General features: G+C 65.8%; 20 protein-coding genes. 6 read left to right on the top strand and 14 right to left on the bottom strand.

Translation table 11 applies throughout. The features are described 5' to 3' along the window. Positions 1–2: 2 nt before the first annotated feature. Entirely contained in the window at positions 3–968 is a 966-nt protein-coding gene (locus GGD67_RS31680; RefSeq protein WP_179738324.1) for a tripartite tricarboxylate transporter substrate binding protein, read from the bottom strand. Between the two features lie 127 nt (positions 969–1095). Between GGD67_RS31680 and GGD67_RS31675 the strand changes: the two genes are divergently transcribed. The 4 genes from GGD67_RS31675 to GGD67_RS31660 all read left to right on the top strand — a co-directional run bounded on the left by GGD67_RS31675 (position 1096) and on the right by GGD67_RS31660 (position 4798). After that, on the top strand, positions 1096–1887 hold the full coding sequence (locus GGD67_RS31675; RefSeq protein WP_179738322.1) for an IclR family transcriptional regulator: 792 nt from the start codon (positions 1096–1098) through the stop codon (positions 1885–1887). Positions 1888–2144: 257 nt separating this feature from the next. Beyond that, positions 2145–3440 (top strand): O-acetylhomoserine aminocarboxypropyltransferase, encoded by a 1296-nt coding sequence (locus GGD67_RS31670; protein ID WP_179738320.1) that lies wholly within the window; start codon positions 2145–2147, stop codon positions 3438–3440. Positions 3441–3444: 4 nt separating this feature from the next. After that, entirely contained in the window at positions 3445–4227 is a 783-nt protein-coding gene (locus GGD67_RS31665; RefSeq protein ID WP_018321236.1) for an alpha/beta fold hydrolase, read from the top strand. 67 nt (positions 4228–4294) lie between these two features. Next, on the top strand, positions 4295–4798 hold the full coding sequence (locus GGD67_RS31660) for a DUF6496 domain-containing protein (RefSeq protein ID WP_179738318.1): 504 nt from the start codon (positions 4295–4297) through the stop codon (positions 4796–4798). Here GGD67_RS31660 and GGD67_RS31655 read toward each other — a convergent pair whose 3' ends face one another. Beyond that, positions 4799–5002 (bottom strand): hypothetical protein, encoded by a 204-nt coding sequence (locus GGD67_RS31655; RefSeq protein WP_179738316.1) that lies wholly within the window; start codon positions 5000–5002, stop codon positions 4799–4801. Between GGD67_RS31655 and GGD67_RS31650 the strand changes: the two genes are divergently transcribed. Beyond that, positions 5001–5144 (top strand): hypothetical protein, encoded by a 144-nt coding sequence (locus GGD67_RS31650; RefSeq protein ID WP_157644432.1) that lies wholly within the window; start codon positions 5001–5003, stop codon positions 5142–5144. The genes GGD67_RS31655 and GGD67_RS31650 overlap by 2 nt on opposite strands. Positions 5145–5488: 344 nt before the next feature. Here the strand turns inward: GGD67_RS31650 and GGD67_RS31645 are convergent, their stop codons facing one another. The 9 genes from GGD67_RS31645 to phnG are packed head-to-tail and all read right to left on the bottom strand — an operon-like array spanning position 5489 to position 12474. Beyond that, complete coding sequence (locus GGD67_RS31645; protein ID WP_179738314.1) at positions 5489–6100, bottom strand: pyridoxamine 5'-phosphate oxidase family protein; 612 nt, start codon at positions 6098–6100, stop codon at positions 5489–5491. Between the two features lie 22 nt (positions 6101–6122). Next, positions 6123–6719: a phosphonate metabolism protein/1,5-bisphosphokinase (PRPP-forming) PhnN gene (phnN, locus tag GGD67_RS31640; protein WP_179738312.1), complete on the bottom strand. Its 597-nt coding sequence runs from the start codon at positions 6717–6719 to the stop codon at positions 6123–6125. Continuing rightward, the gene (locus tag GGD67_RS31635) at positions 6716–7873 is read right to left on the bottom strand and encodes an alpha-D-ribose 1-methylphosphonate 5-triphosphate diphosphatase (protein WP_179738310.1); all 1158 of its coding nucleotides are present in this window, start codon (positions 7871–7873) and stop codon (positions 6716–6718) included. Before GGD67_RS31635 ends, phnN begins: the two co-directional genes overlap by 4 nt. 11 nt (positions 7874–7884) lie before the next feature. Continuing rightward, positions 7885–8583: a phosphonate C-P lyase system protein PhnL gene (gene phnL, locus GGD67_RS31630; protein ID WP_179738307.1), complete on the bottom strand. Its 699-nt coding sequence runs from the start codon at positions 8581–8583 to the stop codon at positions 7885–7887. Positions 8584–8605: 22 nt separating this feature from the next. Continuing rightward, positions 8606–9403 carry a phosphonate C-P lyase system protein PhnK gene (gene phnK / locus GGD67_RS31625; protein WP_179738305.1) on the bottom strand — a complete coding sequence of 266 codons (798 nt, stop codon included), beginning with the start codon at positions 9401–9403 and terminating at the stop codon, positions 8606–8608. Beyond that, positions 9396–10292: an alpha-D-ribose 1-methylphosphonate 5-phosphate C-P-lyase PhnJ gene (locus GGD67_RS31620; RefSeq protein ID WP_018321227.1), complete on the bottom strand. Its 897-nt coding sequence runs from the start codon at positions 10290–10292 to the stop codon at positions 9396–9398. Before GGD67_RS31620 ends, phnK begins: the two co-directional genes overlap by 8 nt. Beyond that, positions 10289–11392 carry a carbon-phosphorus lyase complex subunit PhnI gene (locus GGD67_RS31615; RefSeq protein ID WP_179738304.1) on the bottom strand — a complete coding sequence of 368 codons (1104 nt, stop codon included), beginning with the start codon at positions 11390–11392 and terminating at the stop codon, positions 10289–10291. The genes GGD67_RS31620 and GGD67_RS31615 overlap by 4 nt, the downstream gene beginning before the upstream one ends. A gap of 4 nt (positions 11393–11396) precedes the next feature. Continuing rightward, positions 11397–12005: a phosphonate C-P lyase system protein PhnH gene (gene phnH / locus GGD67_RS31610; protein WP_179738302.1), complete on the bottom strand. Its 609-nt coding sequence runs from the start codon at positions 12003–12005 to the stop codon at positions 11397–11399. Between the two features lie 4 nt (positions 12006–12009). Continuing rightward, a complete protein-coding gene (phnG, locus tag GGD67_RS31605) occupies positions 12010–12474 on the bottom strand; it encodes a phosphonate C-P lyase system protein PhnG (RefSeq protein WP_018321224.1) in 465 nt (154 codons plus the stop codon). A 119-nt stretch (positions 12475–12593) separates the two neighbouring features. On the opposite strand from phnG, the gene phnF reads away from it, so the two are divergent. Continuing rightward, a complete protein-coding gene (gene phnF / locus GGD67_RS31600) occupies positions 12594–13322 on the top strand; it encodes a phosphonate metabolism transcriptional regulator PhnF (protein ID WP_179738300.1) in 729 nt (242 codons plus the stop codon). Positions 13323–13447: 125 nt separating this feature from the next. On the opposite strand, the gene phnE (GGD67_RS31595) is transcribed toward phnF, so the two are convergent. The 3 genes from phnE (GGD67_RS31595) to phnD all read right to left on the bottom strand — a co-directional run bounded on the left by phnE (GGD67_RS31595) (position 13448) and on the right by phnD (position 16184). Next, positions 13448–14296: a phosphonate ABC transporter, permease protein PhnE gene (gene phnE / locus GGD67_RS31595; RefSeq protein ID WP_179738298.1), complete on the bottom strand. Its 849-nt coding sequence runs from the start codon at positions 14294–14296 to the stop codon at positions 13448–13450. Beyond that, positions 14293–15177, bottom strand: a complete 885-nt coding sequence (phnE, locus tag GGD67_RS31590) for a phosphonate ABC transporter, permease protein PhnE (RefSeq protein WP_179738296.1) — start codon at positions 15175–15177, stop codon at positions 14293–14295. The genes phnE (GGD67_RS31595) and phnE (GGD67_RS31590) overlap by 4 nt, the downstream gene beginning before the upstream one ends. Positions 15178–15248: 71 nt before the next feature. Next, the gene (phnD, locus tag GGD67_RS31585; protein ID WP_018321220.1) at positions 15249–16184 is read right to left on the bottom strand and encodes a phosphonate ABC transporter substrate-binding protein; all 936 of its coding nucleotides are present in this window, start codon (positions 16182–16184) and stop codon (positions 15249–15251) included. Positions 16185–16210: the final 26 nt, after the last annotated feature.

Below are 16210 nucleotides of genomic sequence, written 5' to 3'. Positions count from 1 at the left end.
GATCAATCCGCCCTGATGTTGGCCTTGCGCACCACCGGAATCCACTTGGCGTCCTCGCGCTCGAGGTAGGCCTTGAACTCGTCCGGCGTCATCGGCGTGGCTTCGCCGCCGAGCTTTTCGAATTTGTCGACCACGGCAGGATCCTTCAGGATCGCAACCAGCGTCTCGTGCAGCTTGTCCACGATCGGCGCCGGCGTGCCGGCAGGCGCGAACAGGCCGGTGAAGGTTTGGCCGTCAAAATCCTTGTAGCCGAGCTCGGCGAAGGTCGGCACGTCGGGCAGCGATTTCAGCCGGTGCGGGCTGGTCACGGCGAGCGCGCGGAACAGGCCGGCCTTGATGTGCTGGAGGCTGACCGTGAGCTGGTCGAATGCGAACTGCACCTGGCCGCCGAGCAGATCGTTGATCGCCGGCGCGTTGCCGCGGTAATGCGCGGTGACCCATTGCAGCTCGAGGTTCGACTGCATCAGCTCGCTGAGCAGATGGTTGGTGGTGCCGGGGCCAGGCGAGGCCATCGTCAGCTTGCCGGGCTCGCGCTTGGCGAGATCGAGGAATTCCTTCAGCGTCGTCGCCTGCACCGACGGATGCACCTCGAGCACCAGCGGCGTCATCGAGATGGTCGAGATCGGCATGAAGTCCTTTTTCCAGTTATAGGCTTCACGCTTGTTGATCTCGGTTGCGAACAGCACCGGACCGTTGGCGCCGACGAACAGCGTGTAGCCGTCGGGCGCGGACTTCGCGAAGGCTTCGCCCGCGATCATGCCGCCGGCGCCGGCCTTGTTCTCGATGATGAAGGGCTGGCCGAGCTTTTCCTGAAGCTTGTCGGCGACGATGCGCGCGGCGCTGTCGACGTTGCCGCCGGCCGGATAAGGCACGATCAGCTTGACGCTGCGGGCTGGCCATTGCTGGCCCGACGCGGGCCCTGCCAGCATCGCGGTGGCGGCAGCTATGGCAATCCAGATTAATCTCATGTTAACCTCCCGGCAGCGCTTCCAAATTCACGTCGAGTGCGGCGATGCGCGCGGCAGATCGACCGGGGCGCAATCTCCAGACGCGCGCTTGTCCTGTCGAGCGAATTGTGGCGTTCTTGTCCATATTATGGACAAGACGAAAATCGCCCGCAACGCGATATCCCCGCGGCAGGGCGCGCAGGCGATCCGGCGCGCGCTCGCAGTGCTGCGCATTCTTGCCGCAGGCCGCGAGGACGGTGTGCCATTGGCCGAAGTGATCCGGGCGACCGGCCTCACCCGTCCGACCGTGCACCGCATCGTCCACGTGCTGATCGAGGAAGGCATCGTCGAGCGGCACGAGCGGACCGGCCGCTACGCGATCGGCAACCAGGTTCCGGAGTTGGCGCTGGCACGGCCACGGCCGTCGCGGCTGCTGATCGCCGCCAATCCATCGCTGCAACGCGCATCCACCGAAATCGGCGACACGATGTTCCTGACGGTGCGCACCGGCAACGACACGCTATGCGTCGACCGCAGGATCGGAATCTATCCGATCCAGGTGTTGTCGATCGAGATCGGCGCGCGCCGGCCGCTCGGCGTCTCCAGTGCCGGCGTCGCCATCCTCGCGGCGATGCCGGCGCCGGAGGCGCGAAAGATCGTCGCGGCGAACGAGAAGCGGTTCGAGGCTTACAAGACCGATGTGGCGACGGTCCTCGGCGAGGTCACCGCCGCGCGACGGTTGGGATACGGCCTGAGGGAGATCGGCCTCGTGCAGGGCACGAAATCGATCTCGACCTGGATCAAGACCCCGGATGGGCGGCCGGCCGCAGCCATCACCGTCTCCGCGGTGCGAACGAGGCTTGGCCCCCGCCGCGAGCAGGAGGTCGCGGAGATCTTGTTACGGGAGGCGCGGAGTATCGAGCAAGCGATCGGGGGATGAAGCGCAGACGGTGCTAGTCCTTCGCCTCTCCCGCCTGCGGGAGAGGCCGACGCGCGAAGCGCGGCGGGTGAGGGCTCTCGCCACGCAGGGACATTCTCCGCAATCAGCAACAATCCCGACGCGGAGACACCCCTCCCCAGCCCTCCCCCGCAAGCGGGAGAGGGAGCGCACCGTCATCGCGGCTATCAATGGGCTAACTTCGTGTGCATTTTTATGGCACAACGCCTCCTCCGCCGACCGACCAACGAGGCCCCCGCATGCCCGCGCCGAAACCGCCCGCCTTCGAGACCCTGAGCCTGCATGCGGGCCAGCATCCGGATCCCGTGACCGGGGCCCGCGCGGTGCCGATCTACCAGACCACGTCGTACGTGTTCCAGGATTCCGATCACGCCGCCGCACTGTTCAATCTGGAGCGCGCCGGCCACATCTATACGCGCATCTCCAATCCGACCACCGGCGTGCTGGAGGAGCGGCTGGCCGCGCTAGAGGGCGGCGTCGGAGCGATCTGCACCGCGAGCGGCATGGCCGCGCTGCACCTGGCCATCGCGACGCTGCTCAATGCCGGCGACCACATCGTGGCGTCGAGCTCGCTCTATGGCGGCACCATCAACCTGCTGGCACACACGCTGCCGCGCTTCGGCATCACCACCAGCTTTGTGAAGCCGCGCGATCTCGATGCGTTCCGCGCGGCGATCAAGCCGAACACCAAGCTCGTGATCGGCGAGACCATCGGCAATCCCGGGCTGGAGGTGCTCGACATTCCCAAGGTCGCTCAGATCGCCCATGAGGCAAAGATTCCGTTGCTTATCGACAACACCTTTGCCACGCCCTATCTCAGTCGCCCGATCGAGCTCGGGGCCGACATCGTCATGCATTCGGCGACCAAATGGATCGGCGGCCACGGCATCGCGATCGGCGGCGCGATCATTGACGGCGGCCGCTTCGACTGGCGCGCTTCGGGCAAGTTCGGCGTGCTGACCGAGCCCTATGGCGGCTATCACGGCATCGTCTTCGACGAGCAGTTTGGCACTGCCGCCTTCATCATGCGCGCGCGGACCGAGGGCTTGCGCGATTTCGGCGCCTGCCTGTCGCCGACCAACGCGTTCCAGCTGCTGCAGGGCGTCGAAACGCTCGGCGTGCGCATGGACCGCCACATGCAGAACACGCATCTCGTGCTGGAAGCCCTGAAGTCCAACAAGGCCGTCGACTGGGTGCTGCATCCCTCGCTGGAGACGCACACGGACTATCAGCTCGCCAAACAGCTGCTGCCGCGCGGCGCCGGCTCGATCATCTCCTTCGGCATCAAGGGCGGCCGCCCTGCGGGCCGCAAGTTCATCGAATCGCTGCGCATGATCAGTCATCTCGCCAATGTCGGCGATGCCAAGACGCTGGTCATTCATCCCGCCTCGACCACGCATCAGCAGATGGACGCCGAACAGCTCAAGGCGGCCGGCATCGGCGAGGAGCTGGTGCGGCTGTCGGTCGGCATCGAGACCGCCAGCGACATCATCGACGATCTCGCGCAGGCGCTGCGCATCTCGCAGAAGGTCTGACACCATGAAGCTCTCCGTCAACGGCGCTGATGTGTTCGTCGCAACCGGCGGCCGCGACTTCGACAAGTCCCTGCCCGCGGTCGTCTTCCTCCACGGCGCCGGCTTCGACCATTCGACCTGGGCGCTGCATACGCGCTGGTTCGCCCATCACGGTTTTGGCGTGCTGGCGCCGGATCTTCCCGCTCACGGCCGCTCCAGCGGACCTTCGCTCGGCAGCATCGCCGAGATGGCCGACTGGACCGCGGCACTGCTCGATGCGGCAGGCGCCGCGAAGGCGCATCTGATCGGCCATTCCATGGGATCGCTGATCTCGCTGGAGACGGCGGCGCGTCACCCCGACAAGGTCTCCGCGCTGAGCCTGATCGGCACCGCCGCGACCATGACGGTCGGCCCGGATCTGCTGAAGGCCGCCGAGGCCAACTCGCAGGATGCCAACGACATGGTCTCGATCTGGGGCCTCGGCTTCAACGCCGAGCTTGGCGGCAGCCTCGCGCCGGGCCTGTGGATGCATGGCGGCGCGCAGGCGGTGCTGAAGTCTTGCGAGCCCGGCGTGCTGTTCAGGGATCTGTCGGCCTGCAATGCCTACGCGAATGCGCTGACCGCCGCAGCGAGCGTGAAGGTGCCGACGACATTAATTCTCGGCGAACGGGACATGATGACCCCGGCGAAGGCGGGCAAGGCTCTTGCGGCTGCCATCCCGCATGCAAAGACCGTCATGGTGCCGGGCGCCGGGCATATGATCATGGCAGAGCGGCCTGACGAATTGCTTGCGGCCTTGCGGAACTGAGAAGGATCAATCGATCATTCTGCGCGTTGCGGTGAGACATCCCTGTACATCTTGAGGGAACTCACCCATGCCAAGACAAGAAGTGATCCGCAAAGCGAAGCGGGACAAGCGCGCGGGCAAATCGGCAAGCACGCAGGCCGGCGAATTCGTCAAGGACGAGATCGACAGGATCCGGAAAGGCAAGCACGGCGCACGGTCGACCAAGCAGGCCATTGCGATCGGCCTGTCCGAGGCGCGCCGCGCCGGCGTCGATCTGCCGCCGCCGCGCAAAGGACGAACCAAGAAATCGACACGCCGCAGCGCCAAATATGCTTACGAGGTCGGCCAAGGCAAACGCACGCCAAAGCGCCGGCCGAAAGTGTCGCGCGCGGTCGAGAACGTCCTGAAGAAGGAGCCGCGCTCGACCGCATCGCGCAGCGCGCTGTCGAAGCAGGGCAAGCGCGCCGCGAGCCGGCGAACCGCGGCGTCGCGTTCAGCTGCCGCGCGGAAGGCGAGCCAGACCAAGGGCGCCAAGACCCGCTCCGCTGCCGCGAAGAAAGCGGCCCGCACCAGGGCACGCCGCCGGAGCTGATCAGCTCAGGCGATTGCGACGCTCCGAGAACACGGCGCGGGCCGCGCGCTCCGCCTCGCGCGCCGAGCGGAACTGGCGACCTTCGAGACTGTCGAACAGGCGCTCGGAGGAGAAGAAGCGGAAGCCGCGGGCATCCCTCGTGATGATGCCGGCGGCACGATCGTGGATCTCGATGATATAGGCGTTGGACTGGGTGTAGGACATGACTGCTCGTTCGCCGGAATTCCGGCGCTCCTGTCTGGCAATTGCGATGTGGATGTTGCTAGGACGCGGTCAGCAACAACAACAGGCACCCGTCGCCGCCGAGAAACAGCGCCGCGTCATGCATGCGAGCATGTCGTTCTGATTGCGCTGGCGATCGGTTCTCATGGTGCGGCTTGGACTCGAGGAGCAGTTTCGATGTGCGACTATCGAGCGATTGCCGCGATTGGTCAATGAAATGGCCATCCATATTTGCCGTGAGCGCGCTGAAGCGCTTCTCCCGCGGTGAGCAGTGGCAGCCGGATTTACCTCGCGCGGCTTCGCTCCTCTTCCTTCTCCCCTTGTGGGAGAAGGTGGCGCGAAGCGCCGGATGAGGGGTTCGTTCCGCAGGTTCAAATGAGAGAGACTAGCGCGCGGAGAGAACCCCTCACCCGTCTCGCCGCTATGCGGCGAGCCACCCTCTCCCACAAGGGAGAGGGAAAGAAAGTCTCACCACATCGTCGCAGCGGCGCGCTCGGGCCAGATGCGATCGTACTCCGCGCCGCCGACCTTGTTGTCGCTCATCTCGGCGAGTATCTGACCGGGCGTCGGCAGCGTCTTGGGATCGATGCGCTTGTCGGGATTCCAGAGGTCGGAGCGGACGATGGCGCGGGCGCACTGGAAATAGATCTCGTCGACCCTCATGACCATGACGCTGCGCGGCGCCTTGCCCTCGACCTTGAACGAGGCCAGCAGCTCGGGATCGACCGAGAGATGGGCGCGGCCGTTGGCGCGAACCGCATTGCCGGAGCCGGGGATCAGGAACATCAACGACACGCGCGGGTCGCGCACGATGTTGCGCAGGGAATCGACCCGGTTGTTGCCGCGACGATCCGGCAGCATCAGCGTCTTGGAATCATGGATACGGACGAAGCCGGGCAAGTCACCACGCGGCGAGCAGTCGATGCCCTCGGGGCCGATGGTGGCGAGCGCGGCGAACGGCGCCTTCTCGATGAAGACGCGGTAGAGCGGGGTGACGTGGTCAGCGACTTTCACGGTCGAGGCGTCGTTGGTGGCGCCGTAGATGGCCTCCAGCTGTTCGATCGTTTCAATCACCGACATTCCGTTCTCCTTGCTGTACCGGCTAATCGTGCCAGCCTTCATTCCTGATCACGCGCACGAGCTGGCGGGCATGATAGTCCGCGCCGCCGGCATTGAGGATGGTGACATCAGCCTGCGCCGACCTGTCGTCGACGCTGCGGGTGAGACGCTCGGCGATGTTGCCGTCGCTTTGTCGCGCGCGGGCAGCCAGCCGCGCGGCCAGCACGTCCGGCGGCGCCGTGATCGCGACCACCACGATGTCAGCATAGGCCTGGCGCAGTGCGCCGATCACGGTGCGCGAGACGTTGGCGACGACCGTGCGGCCGGCGCGGATATCGTCGTTGATGTCGAGCGGCAGCGCATAGGAATGCCCGTGCGCGTCCCAATGCACGGCGAAATCGCCATGCTCGCACGCGCGGCAGAATTCGTCGGGACCGAGCGCGACATTGTCTTCGTCGGCGGAGGATTCGCGCGTCACGATTCGGCGCGGGAAGACAATGTCGTGATCGTCAGCGCAGGCCGCCCGCGCCAGCCGCAGCAGCGTGTCCTTGCCGGCGCCGCTGGGACCGACCACCAGCACGAGCCGTCCAGGTCCGATCGCTCCGGTCTGCTCGCCCGCCGTGGTTGCGCTCTCGCTCATGCGACACGATGTCCTTCGCGCCAGACACTGCGGACGACGGGAACGTGGCCTGCGACATGCACGCGGATGAGGTCGGCGCGCTTGCCGATCGCGACCTCGCCGCGGTCGGTGAGGCCAACTGCCTCCGCAGGTGCCTTGGTCACGGTGCGGATCGCCGCGGGAAGGCCGATGGCGGGCACGTGATCGGGCAATTGCAGCGCCCCCATCAGGAGGCTCGACGGGATGTAGTCCGACGACAGGATGTCGAGCAGGCCTTCGCGGGCGAGATCGACCGCGGCGATGTTGCCGGAGTGCGAGCCGCCGCGCACGACGTTCGGCGCACCCATCAGGATGTCGATGCCGGCCTCGTGCAAGCCGCGCGCGGCCTCGAGCGTGGTCGGGAACTCCGCCACCGAGACGCGATCGCGCACGGCATCCGCGACGTTCTCCTCGGTGGTGTCGTCGTGGCTTGCGAGCGGGATCTTGTACTGATGCGCCAGCGCCACGATCTCGCGCATGTTGCTCGCAGCATAGAGCTTCTGATATTCGAAGCGCTTGGCGAACAGCTCGTCGAGTTCGGCATCGGTCTTGCCGCCGCCCTTGCCGCGATAATAGTCGCGCAGCTTGACCTCGTCGCGGAACTGGCGCTGACCGGGCGTGTGGTCCATCAGCGACATCAGCTTGACGTCGGGACGGTCGATCAGCTCCCTGGCCTCCTCGACCACGCTCGGCATCGGAATTTCGCAGCGCAGATGCAGGAAGTGGTCGGCGCGCAACAGGCTGGCGTCGCGCGCGGTCGTGATCGCGGCGGCGAGCACGCCGGCGCGGCCGTCGACCTCTTCGGCGCCGTCCTCGCGCCAGACCCGGAGCGAATCGAACACGGTGGTGATGCCCGAAGTCGCGAGCTGGCCGTCATAGGAGATCACGGCCGCAACCGGATTCCAGAACACCTTTGGCCGCGGCACGTAATGGGCTTCGAGATGGTCGGTGTGCAGCTCGATCAGGCCCGGCATGATCAAATCGCCGCCGGCATCCTCGGCGCCCGCAGGCGCAGTCCCATCGCCGATCTCGGCGATGCGCCCGTCGGCAAGAGCGAGCCAGCCCTGCTCGATCACCCGGTCAGCCAGCACGATCCTGGCGTTGGCGATCACAATGTCCTTCGGCTTGGCGTTCATTTCCATTTCCTTCAGGCCGCGGCGGCAAAGCTGGTGACGTCGACGATGCGGTCGGCAATCAGATGACGGATTTCGTCGTCATGGACAATGGCAACCATGGCGACGCCCTGGCGCTTTTTCTCGGCGACCAGCTCGACCACGACCGCGCGGTTGGCGGCATCCAGCGAGGCGGTCGGCTCGTCCAGCAGCAGTATCGGCAGGTCCGAGATGAAGCCGCGCGCGATGTTGACGCGCTGCTGCTCGCCGCCGGAGAAGGTCGCGGGCGGAAGCTGCCACAGCCGCTCGGGGATGTTGAGGCGGTGCAGCAGATCGCCGGCGCGGGCTTGCGCGTCGGCGCGTGGCATGCCGTTCACGATCAGCGGCTCGGCGACGACGTCGATAGTGGCCACCCGCGGCACCGCGCGCAGGAACTGGCTGACATAGCCGATGGTGGCGCGACGGACGTTGAGCACCTGGCGCGGCTCGGCGCTGGCGAGATCGATCAGCGCGCCGCGGTGGCGGATGCCGATGCGACCGCTATCGCAGCGGTAATTGCCGAAGATCATCTTCAGGATCGACGATTTGCCGGCGCCTGATGGCCCCGACAGCACGACGCATTCGCTCGCGTTGACCTGGAAAGTCACGCCGCTGACGACAGGCAACTCGATGCCGCCCTGCAGGTGCATGGTGAAGGTCTTGTTGGCATCGGTGACGTCGATCATGGCGGTCATTGGAAAGCTCATATTGAAAGGTTCATGGCGGCAGGATCGAGGAGACGAGAAGTTGCGTATAGGGCTCGCGGGGATCGTCGAGAACCTGGTCGGTGAGACCGGTCTCGATGACGCGGCCGCCCTTCATCACCATCACGCGGTGCGAGAGCAGCCGCGCCACCGCGAGGTCGTGGGTGACGATGATGACCGCGAGGTGCAGCTCGGCGACGAGGCTGCGCAGGAGGTCGAGCAGGCGCGCCTGCACGGACACGTCGAGGCCGCCGGTCGGCTCGTCCATGAACACCAACCGCGGCTCGGTGACGAGGTTGCGCGCGATCTGGAGACGCTGGCGCATGCCGCCGGAATAGGTCCGCGGTGCATCGTCGATGCGGGCGGTGTCGATCTCGACGCGGGTGAGCCAGTCGGACGCGGTCTCGCGGATGCGGCCATAGTGATTCCAACCCACCGCCATCAGCCGCTCGCCGACATTGGCGCCGGCCGAGACCGCCATGCGCAGGCCCTGCGCAGGATCCTGATGCACAAAACCCCAGTCGGTACGATACAGGAAGCGCCGCTCGGCTTCGCCGAGCGTGGCGAGATCGCGGGCGACACCGTCGCGCATCCGATAGGACACATGGCCGCCGCTGGCTGCGAGCTGGCCCGACAGCAGCTGCAGCAGCGTCGACTTGCCCGAACCTGATTCGCCGACGATCGCCAGCACTTCGCCTGGATACAGCGCGAAGGAGACGTCACGGCACGCGGCGATACGGCCGAAAGATTTGCTGAGGGAGGTCGCGACCAGCAGCGGCTGATCGTTTTCGAGCGCCGCGTGATCAACCATTGGTGCCTCCTTGCGCCTTCTCCTTGTACGGCGCGGCGCTGAGGCTGCCGTGATGACCGGCGGCCTGGCGGCTCTCGCAATAGTCGGTGTCCGAGCACACGAACATCCGTCCGCCCTTGTCGTCGGTGACGATCTCGTCGAGATAGGAATTCTCCGCGCCGCACAGCGCGCAGGGCGCGTTGAAGCGATAGGGCTCGAACGGATGATCCTCGAAATCGAGCGACACCACCTTCGTGTAAGGCGGGATCGCATAGATGCGCTTCTCGCGGCCGGCGCCGAACAATTGCAACGCCGGGCAATTGTCCATCTTGGGATTGTCGAATTTCGGCGTCGGCGACGGATCCATCACGTAGCGCGCATTGACCTTGACCGGATAGGCGTAGGCGGTGGCGATGTGGCCGAAGCGGGCGATGTCCTCATAGAGCTTCACATGCATCAGGCCGTATTCGGCCAGCGCGTGCATGCGCCGCGTCTCGGTCTCGCGCGGCTCGAGGAAACGCAGCGGCTCCGGGATCGGCACCTGATAGACCAGCACCTGGTTTGCGTGCAGCGTCGCCTCGGGGATGCGGTGGCGGGTCTGGATCACCGTCGCTTCGTCAGTTGCGGTCGTCGTGGCAACGCCCGCGGTCTTGGCGAAGAATTTCCGGATCGAGATCGCGTTGGTGGTGTCGTCGGAGCCCTGGTCGATCACCTTCAGCACGTCGGCGGGACCGAGGATCGCAGCGGTCACCTGCACGCCGCCGGTGCCCCAGCCATAGGGCATCGGCATCTCGCGGCTGGCGAACGGCACCTGATAGCCGGGAATGGCGATCGCCTTCAGGATCGCGCGGCGGATCATCCGCTTGGTCTGCTCGTCGAGATAGGCGAAATTGTAGGCGGGCGCGTTCATTCCGCGGCCTCCTTCATGGCATCAGGCGCCTGGGCGTCAGTGAATTCCTTGCGCAGCTTGCGGAGCAGGCCGAGCTCGGACTGGAAGTCGACATAATGCGGCAGCTTCAGATGCTCGACGAAGCCGGTGGCCTGGACGTTGTCCGAATGCGACATCACGAATTCTTCATCTTGCGCGGGGGCGAGTGCCTCCTCGCCGAGCTCGCGGGCACGCAGCGCGCGGTCGACCAGGGCCATCGACATGGTCTTGCGCTCGCTCTGGCCGAAGGCGAGGCCATAGCCGCGGGTGAAGCACGGCGCTTCCGTCGCGGAGCCCTTGAACTGGTTGACCATCTGGCACTCGGTGAGCTCGATCGAGCCGAGCGGCACGGCGAAGCCGACGTCTTCCGCCAAAAATTCCACCTCGACCTCGCCGAAGCGGATCTCGCCGGCGAAGGGATGGTTGCGGCCATAGCCACGCTGGGTGGAATAGCCCATCGCCAGCAAGAATCCTTCGTCACCGCGTGCGAGATTCTGCAGGCGCAAATCACGGTCCGCAGGAAAATTCAGCGGCTCGCGGGTGAGGTCGCCGACGCTGGCGCCGTCCTCGGCCTGCGGAGAGGATTCGATCAGTCCGTCGCGGCCGAGGATGTCGGTCACGCGCGGCGTCGGCACCGTCGAGGCTTCCGCCGTTGCCGGCGCCTCCGGCACGAAGCCTTCGGCGAGCGCGGGATCGAGCAGGCGATGGGTGTAGTCGAAGGTCGGCCCGAGGATCTGCCCGCCGGGAATGTCCTTGAAGGTCGAGGACACCCGCCGCTGCACGCGCATCGCGCCGGTGTCGACCGGCTCGCTCGCGCCGAAACGCGGCATCGTGGCGCGGAAGGCGCGAACCAGGAAGATCGCCTCGATCAGATCGCCGCGCGCCTGCTTGATCGCGAGGGCCGCGAGCTCGCGGTCATAGAGCGAGCCTTCGCTCATGACGCGGTCCACGGCGAGGCCAAGCTGCTCCGAGATCTGGTCGAGCGTGACCTCCGGAACGCCTTGGTCGCCGCGCCGCTTGTCTGCGAGCAGGCGATGGGCGTTCTCGATGGCGCGTTCGCCGCCTTTGACTGCGACATACATGCTTCTAGCTTCCCTTGCTCACGATTCGCGTGGTGCGGGGGATCGCGACCACGGCGTCATCGGCCACCAGCACCACATCGATGCCGCGCGGAAACAGCGCCTCGTTGATGTGCATACGCTCGAACAGATCGAACGGCTTGATCGACGCATTGAGCATGGCGGCGCCGTCGATGCCGGGGCCGCGCAGCTCGAAGCTCCGTCCGGAGTCGAGGCTATCGACCTGCAGGATCACCGTGGTGGACCGATCCGGATATTCGCTGGTTCCGAGCGCGAAGCGTTCGAGCGGCGGCAGCGCACCGCCGTCGCTGATCAGCGCAAAACTCGCGATCGAGGAATCCTGCACCACGGGCGCGCCGGTGTGAAACTTCAGCCATTTCACCACGTTCGGGCTCTCCGCCAGCCGCGCGTCGAGCCAGAGCGGCGTGTCGTGGTCGAACAGCGTCAGCGCGATCGCGGCCGTGCCGCGCATCATCCTGTCGGGCGTCCCCGCCCCCGGTACGATGCGCTGGACCGAGCCCGGCCGCGCCATCGCGTCCATGACCGAGCGAAAGGTCGATTGCGCCGACAGCACCTTGTCGGCGAAGCCCGGCGGCAGTTCCGCAATCGTGGTCATGATCTCACCCCTCACCGCGCACCATGGTGTAGAAATCAACCTTCGTCGCAGCGGTCTCGGCCGCCGCCTGCGCGCGGCCAGCCATAAGCTGCTCACGCAACGGGGCGATAACGTCCCGCTCCACCACTCCGCCAAAATCCCTCGACTGCACCAGGGCGTCGCACAAAGCGATCAGCCGCGCTTTCTCGCCGTCGCGCCCGAGCGTGTAGCCGAATCCGACCTCGCCGCTCGCAAGCCGCACCGCGGCGCGCGACACCGTGGCTTCACCGAGATTGAACGGCGCGCCGTCGCCGCCGACCCGGCCGCGCAGCATGACGAGACCGTTTTCGGGCGCTCGCAGATCCTGATGGGCCGGGAGCGCCAAGTTGCGGAGGCGGGCGGCGATCTCGCCCGCCTCCGCGTGCGCCAGCACGGCCATGGCGGCCTGGCGCTGGGCTTGCTGGTTGTTGTGCAGGGTCACCTGATTCACCGAACCTTTGACAGAACTTGCCGCGCTGAAGTTGTCTATGATAATAGACAACTTCATACGGGAGCGCCATGACTGTTTCGTGACAAAGCTGTGATTTCTGGGCTAGGCTGGCCGGCGATATGAGCATGCAAGACACTGCGTCGTCCGGCGTCGCGCTATGGCGCCTCGTTGCCGACGGCATCGAGCGCGGCATCGCCGACGGCCGCTTTGCGGCCGGCGACAAATTGCCGGGCGAGATGGAGATCGCCGAAACCTATCGGGTGAATCGCCACACCGTGCGGCGCGCGCTGGCAGCGCTTGCCGAGCGCGGCCTGGTGCGCGCCGAGCGCGGCAGCGGAACCTATGTCGAGGCGCAGAAGCTCGCTTATCCCCTGCGCTCGCGTACGCGCTTCTCCGAGATCGTCGGCGCCGGTGGCCGCGAGCCGCGCGGTCAGTTGATCGAGGCGACCGCCGATGTCGCGACCCGCGAGCTGGCGCGCGAGCTCGGCCTGAAGGCCGGCGCGCCCTTGGTGCGGATCGAGGCGATTCGCCTTGCCGACCGCACGCCGATTTGCGTCTCCACCACCTGGCTGTCCGCGGAATTGTTTCCCGGCGCCGGTGCCGTGTTCGCGGCGACGCGCTCGATGACGAAGCTGCTGGAGCATTATGGGGTGCGCGACTATCGCCGCGGCGCGACCCGGATCACCGCCGGCATCGTCGACGCAACCGACGCGGCCCGGCTCGATCTCGCGCTCGGACGGCCGATCCTAGTGGTCGATGCCACCGACCACGATCTCGACGGCAAGCCGCTGATGACCAAGCATTCGCGCTTCGCCGCGGAACGGGTGGAGTTTCTGGTGGAGTCGTAGGGCTCTCTCCAAGAAACCGGAGCCGTAGGGTGGGCAAAGGCGCACTTCGCGCCGTGCCCACGATCTTTCTCGATCATTCAGAGCCGTGGGCACGCTGCGCTTTGCCCACCCTACGGCACCATTGCTCAGGCCACGGCCCTTCGCCCAATGATCGCAAAGCGCAGCTTGCCCGAGATGAAATCGATCGCGGCGACCGCGACCAGGATCATCAGGATCAGGAACGACACCTTCTGCCATTCCAGCACGCGGATCTGCTCGGCGAGCTGCAGGCCGATGCCGCCGGCGCCGACGATGCCGATGATGGTGGCCGAGCGGGTGTTGGATTCGATGAAATAGAGCACCTGCCCGGCGATCACGGGCAGCACCTGCGGCAACAGCCCAAAGCGGATCTCGTGCAGCGGGCTGCCGCCGGAGGCGCGGATGCCCTCGACCTGCTTCTGGTCGGCGCCCTCGATCGCCTCCGAGAACAGCTTTCCGAAGGCGCCGAAATCCGACACCGCAATGGCGAGCACGCCGGCGAACGGGCCGAGCCCGACGACGTTGATCCACACCAGCGCCCAGATCAGCGTGTCGACGCCGCGGATCGAATCCAGGACACGGCGGACAGGAAAGCGCAACAGCTTCGACGGCACCACGTTGCGCGCCGCGAGCAGGCTGACCGGAAGCGAGAAGATTGCGGCCAGCGTCGTGCCGAGCAGCGCGATCGACAGCGTCTCGCCGAGCGCCTTCAGATAGATCGGCAGCGACGAGCCGGGATCGGGCGGGATCATCATCAAGGTGATCCAGCCGAGCTGGCTGAGACCTGCGAAGAAGCGCGACGGCGAGAAGTCGAGATCGACCAGGCCGTAAACGAGGATCGCGAACGCCGCGACGATCATCGCGGGTGTGGCAAGCCGCGCCGAGGCGGGTCGGTCGAACACATCCGGATAGCGCGCGCGAAGCTCTCGCGTGTCGACCGCTTGCCGCCTCGTCACGTCCGCGCCTCCTTGCCGAACAGGCGGCCGCGCAGCCAACCGGTGCTGATATCGATGATGAAGACGGTGACGATGATGGTCAGCAGGATCGCGCTGACGTCCGAATAGTAGAATTTGCGGATCGCGACGACGAGTTCCTGGCCGATGCCGCCGGCACCGACGAAGCCCATCACGGAGGCTTCACGGACGTTGATCTCGAAGCGCAGCAGCGCGTAGCTCGCATAACCCGCGGTCACCTGCGGCACGACGGCGAACCGCATGCAGGACAGCCAGCTCGCGCCGGTCGAGCGGATGCCTTCGACCGGCTTCATGTCGGCGTTCTCGACGATTTCCGAGAACAGCTTTCCGAGCGCGCCGGTGGAGTGGATCGCGATCGCGAGCACACCCGCCATCGGTCCGAGCCCGAAGGCGATCACGAAGATCAGCGCGAAGACGATGCCCGGAACGGTGCGGGCGAACTCGAGCAGGCGCCGGACGACGAAGCGCAGCCAGGGGGCGGGCGAGGTGTTTTCAGCCGCGAAGAAGTTCAGGCAAAATGCCAAGGTCGCGCCGATCAGCGTGCCGACATAGGAGATCAGCAGCGTCTCGCCGAGCATTTTCAGCCATTTGCGCCAGCCCCAGAGCCATTCGCCGACATCGGTCCAGACGCGCTGGCCGTTGTCGAGCGTGAGGATGCGATCGAAATAGCTGATGAAATTGCCGAAATAGGTGAACAGCGTGCGCAGATTCACTTCCGCGCCGATTCCCGCGAGAACCAGCGCGGCGGCGAAGACCGCGATCCCCAACAGCAGGCGGAGCCGCCTGCGCCCGACCGCCTGGCGATAAGCGGCGTTGAGCACGGCAAGCTGCTGTTCGGGGAGGATCGAAACCGCTGTTGTCATCGGCCTGAGATGAGTTCCGTCAAAGAAAGAGCCGGGTCCAGGGACCCGGCTCCAGTTGCATCGCCCTGAGATCAGGACGCCTTCTTCTTACGCAGCGCATCGACGAACTTGATCAGCTCGATCGTGCCATCCCAGTCCTTGGTGGTGGCGGGATGAAAGCCCTTCTTCTGACCGTCGGAGAGGCGGTCGAACGCGGCCTTGTCCTTGGCCGGCGCGTCGAAGAACGCCTTCGCGATGGCGGCCTTGGCATCTTCCGGCAGGTCGGAATTGTAGGCATAGGGGCCGTTGATGATCGGCGCCGACTTGTGGATGATGCGGAAGTCGTCCTTCTTCATCGCCGAGCCGTCGGCATTCTTCAGCATGCCCTTGGTCAGCATCTGCGCCAGCGTGGAATCGTCGTCGCTGGTCCACTGGTTGGCGGCAACGTCGACCGTGCCCTGCGACAGCGCCAGCATTGCGTTCTCGTGGCTGCCGGTGAAGACGACCTTGCCGAAATAGCCGTCGGCATCGGGGATGCCCATCTTGTCCAGCTCGAAGCGCGGCACATTGTTGCCGGAGGTCGAGTTCGGATCGACGAGGCCGAGATTCTTGCCCTTGAGATCGTCGACCTTCTTGTAGGCGCTGCTCGCCTTGACGAAGAACACCGAGTAATAGCCGGTCGAGCCGTCGGCATTGATGTCGTTGGCGAAGGCGTCGGACTTGACGCCGGTCAGACGGGCGCGGGCGAACGAGGCCGAGCCGTAGCTGGCGATGTGGATGTTGCCGGCGCGCTGGCCCTCGATGACGGCGGCGTAGTCGTTGGCGATGCGCAGCGTGACCTTCACGCCCAGTTCCTTGGAGAGATAGTTCACGAACGGCGCCCAGCGCTCGGTGACGCCGGAGGCGTTCTCGGCCGGGACGACCGCAAAGGTCAGTTCAGGATATTTCGCCTTCCAATCGTCGGCGGAGGCGGAGGCGGTGAACGCGAGCGCGGCGGCGCCGGCAAGAATTAATCTGCGAGTGATCATGATACCCTCTTCATCCGTTGGGGTCG

The sequence above is a fragment of the Bradyrhizobium sp. IAR9 genome (assembly GCF_013408065.1).
In the GTDB taxonomy this organism is placed as follows: Bacteria; Pseudomonadota; Alphaproteobacteria; order Rhizobiales; family Xanthobacteraceae; genus Bradyrhizobium.
Note: the sequence above shows the minus strand (reverse complement) of the source record. Positions and strands in the feature narration are given on the sequence as shown.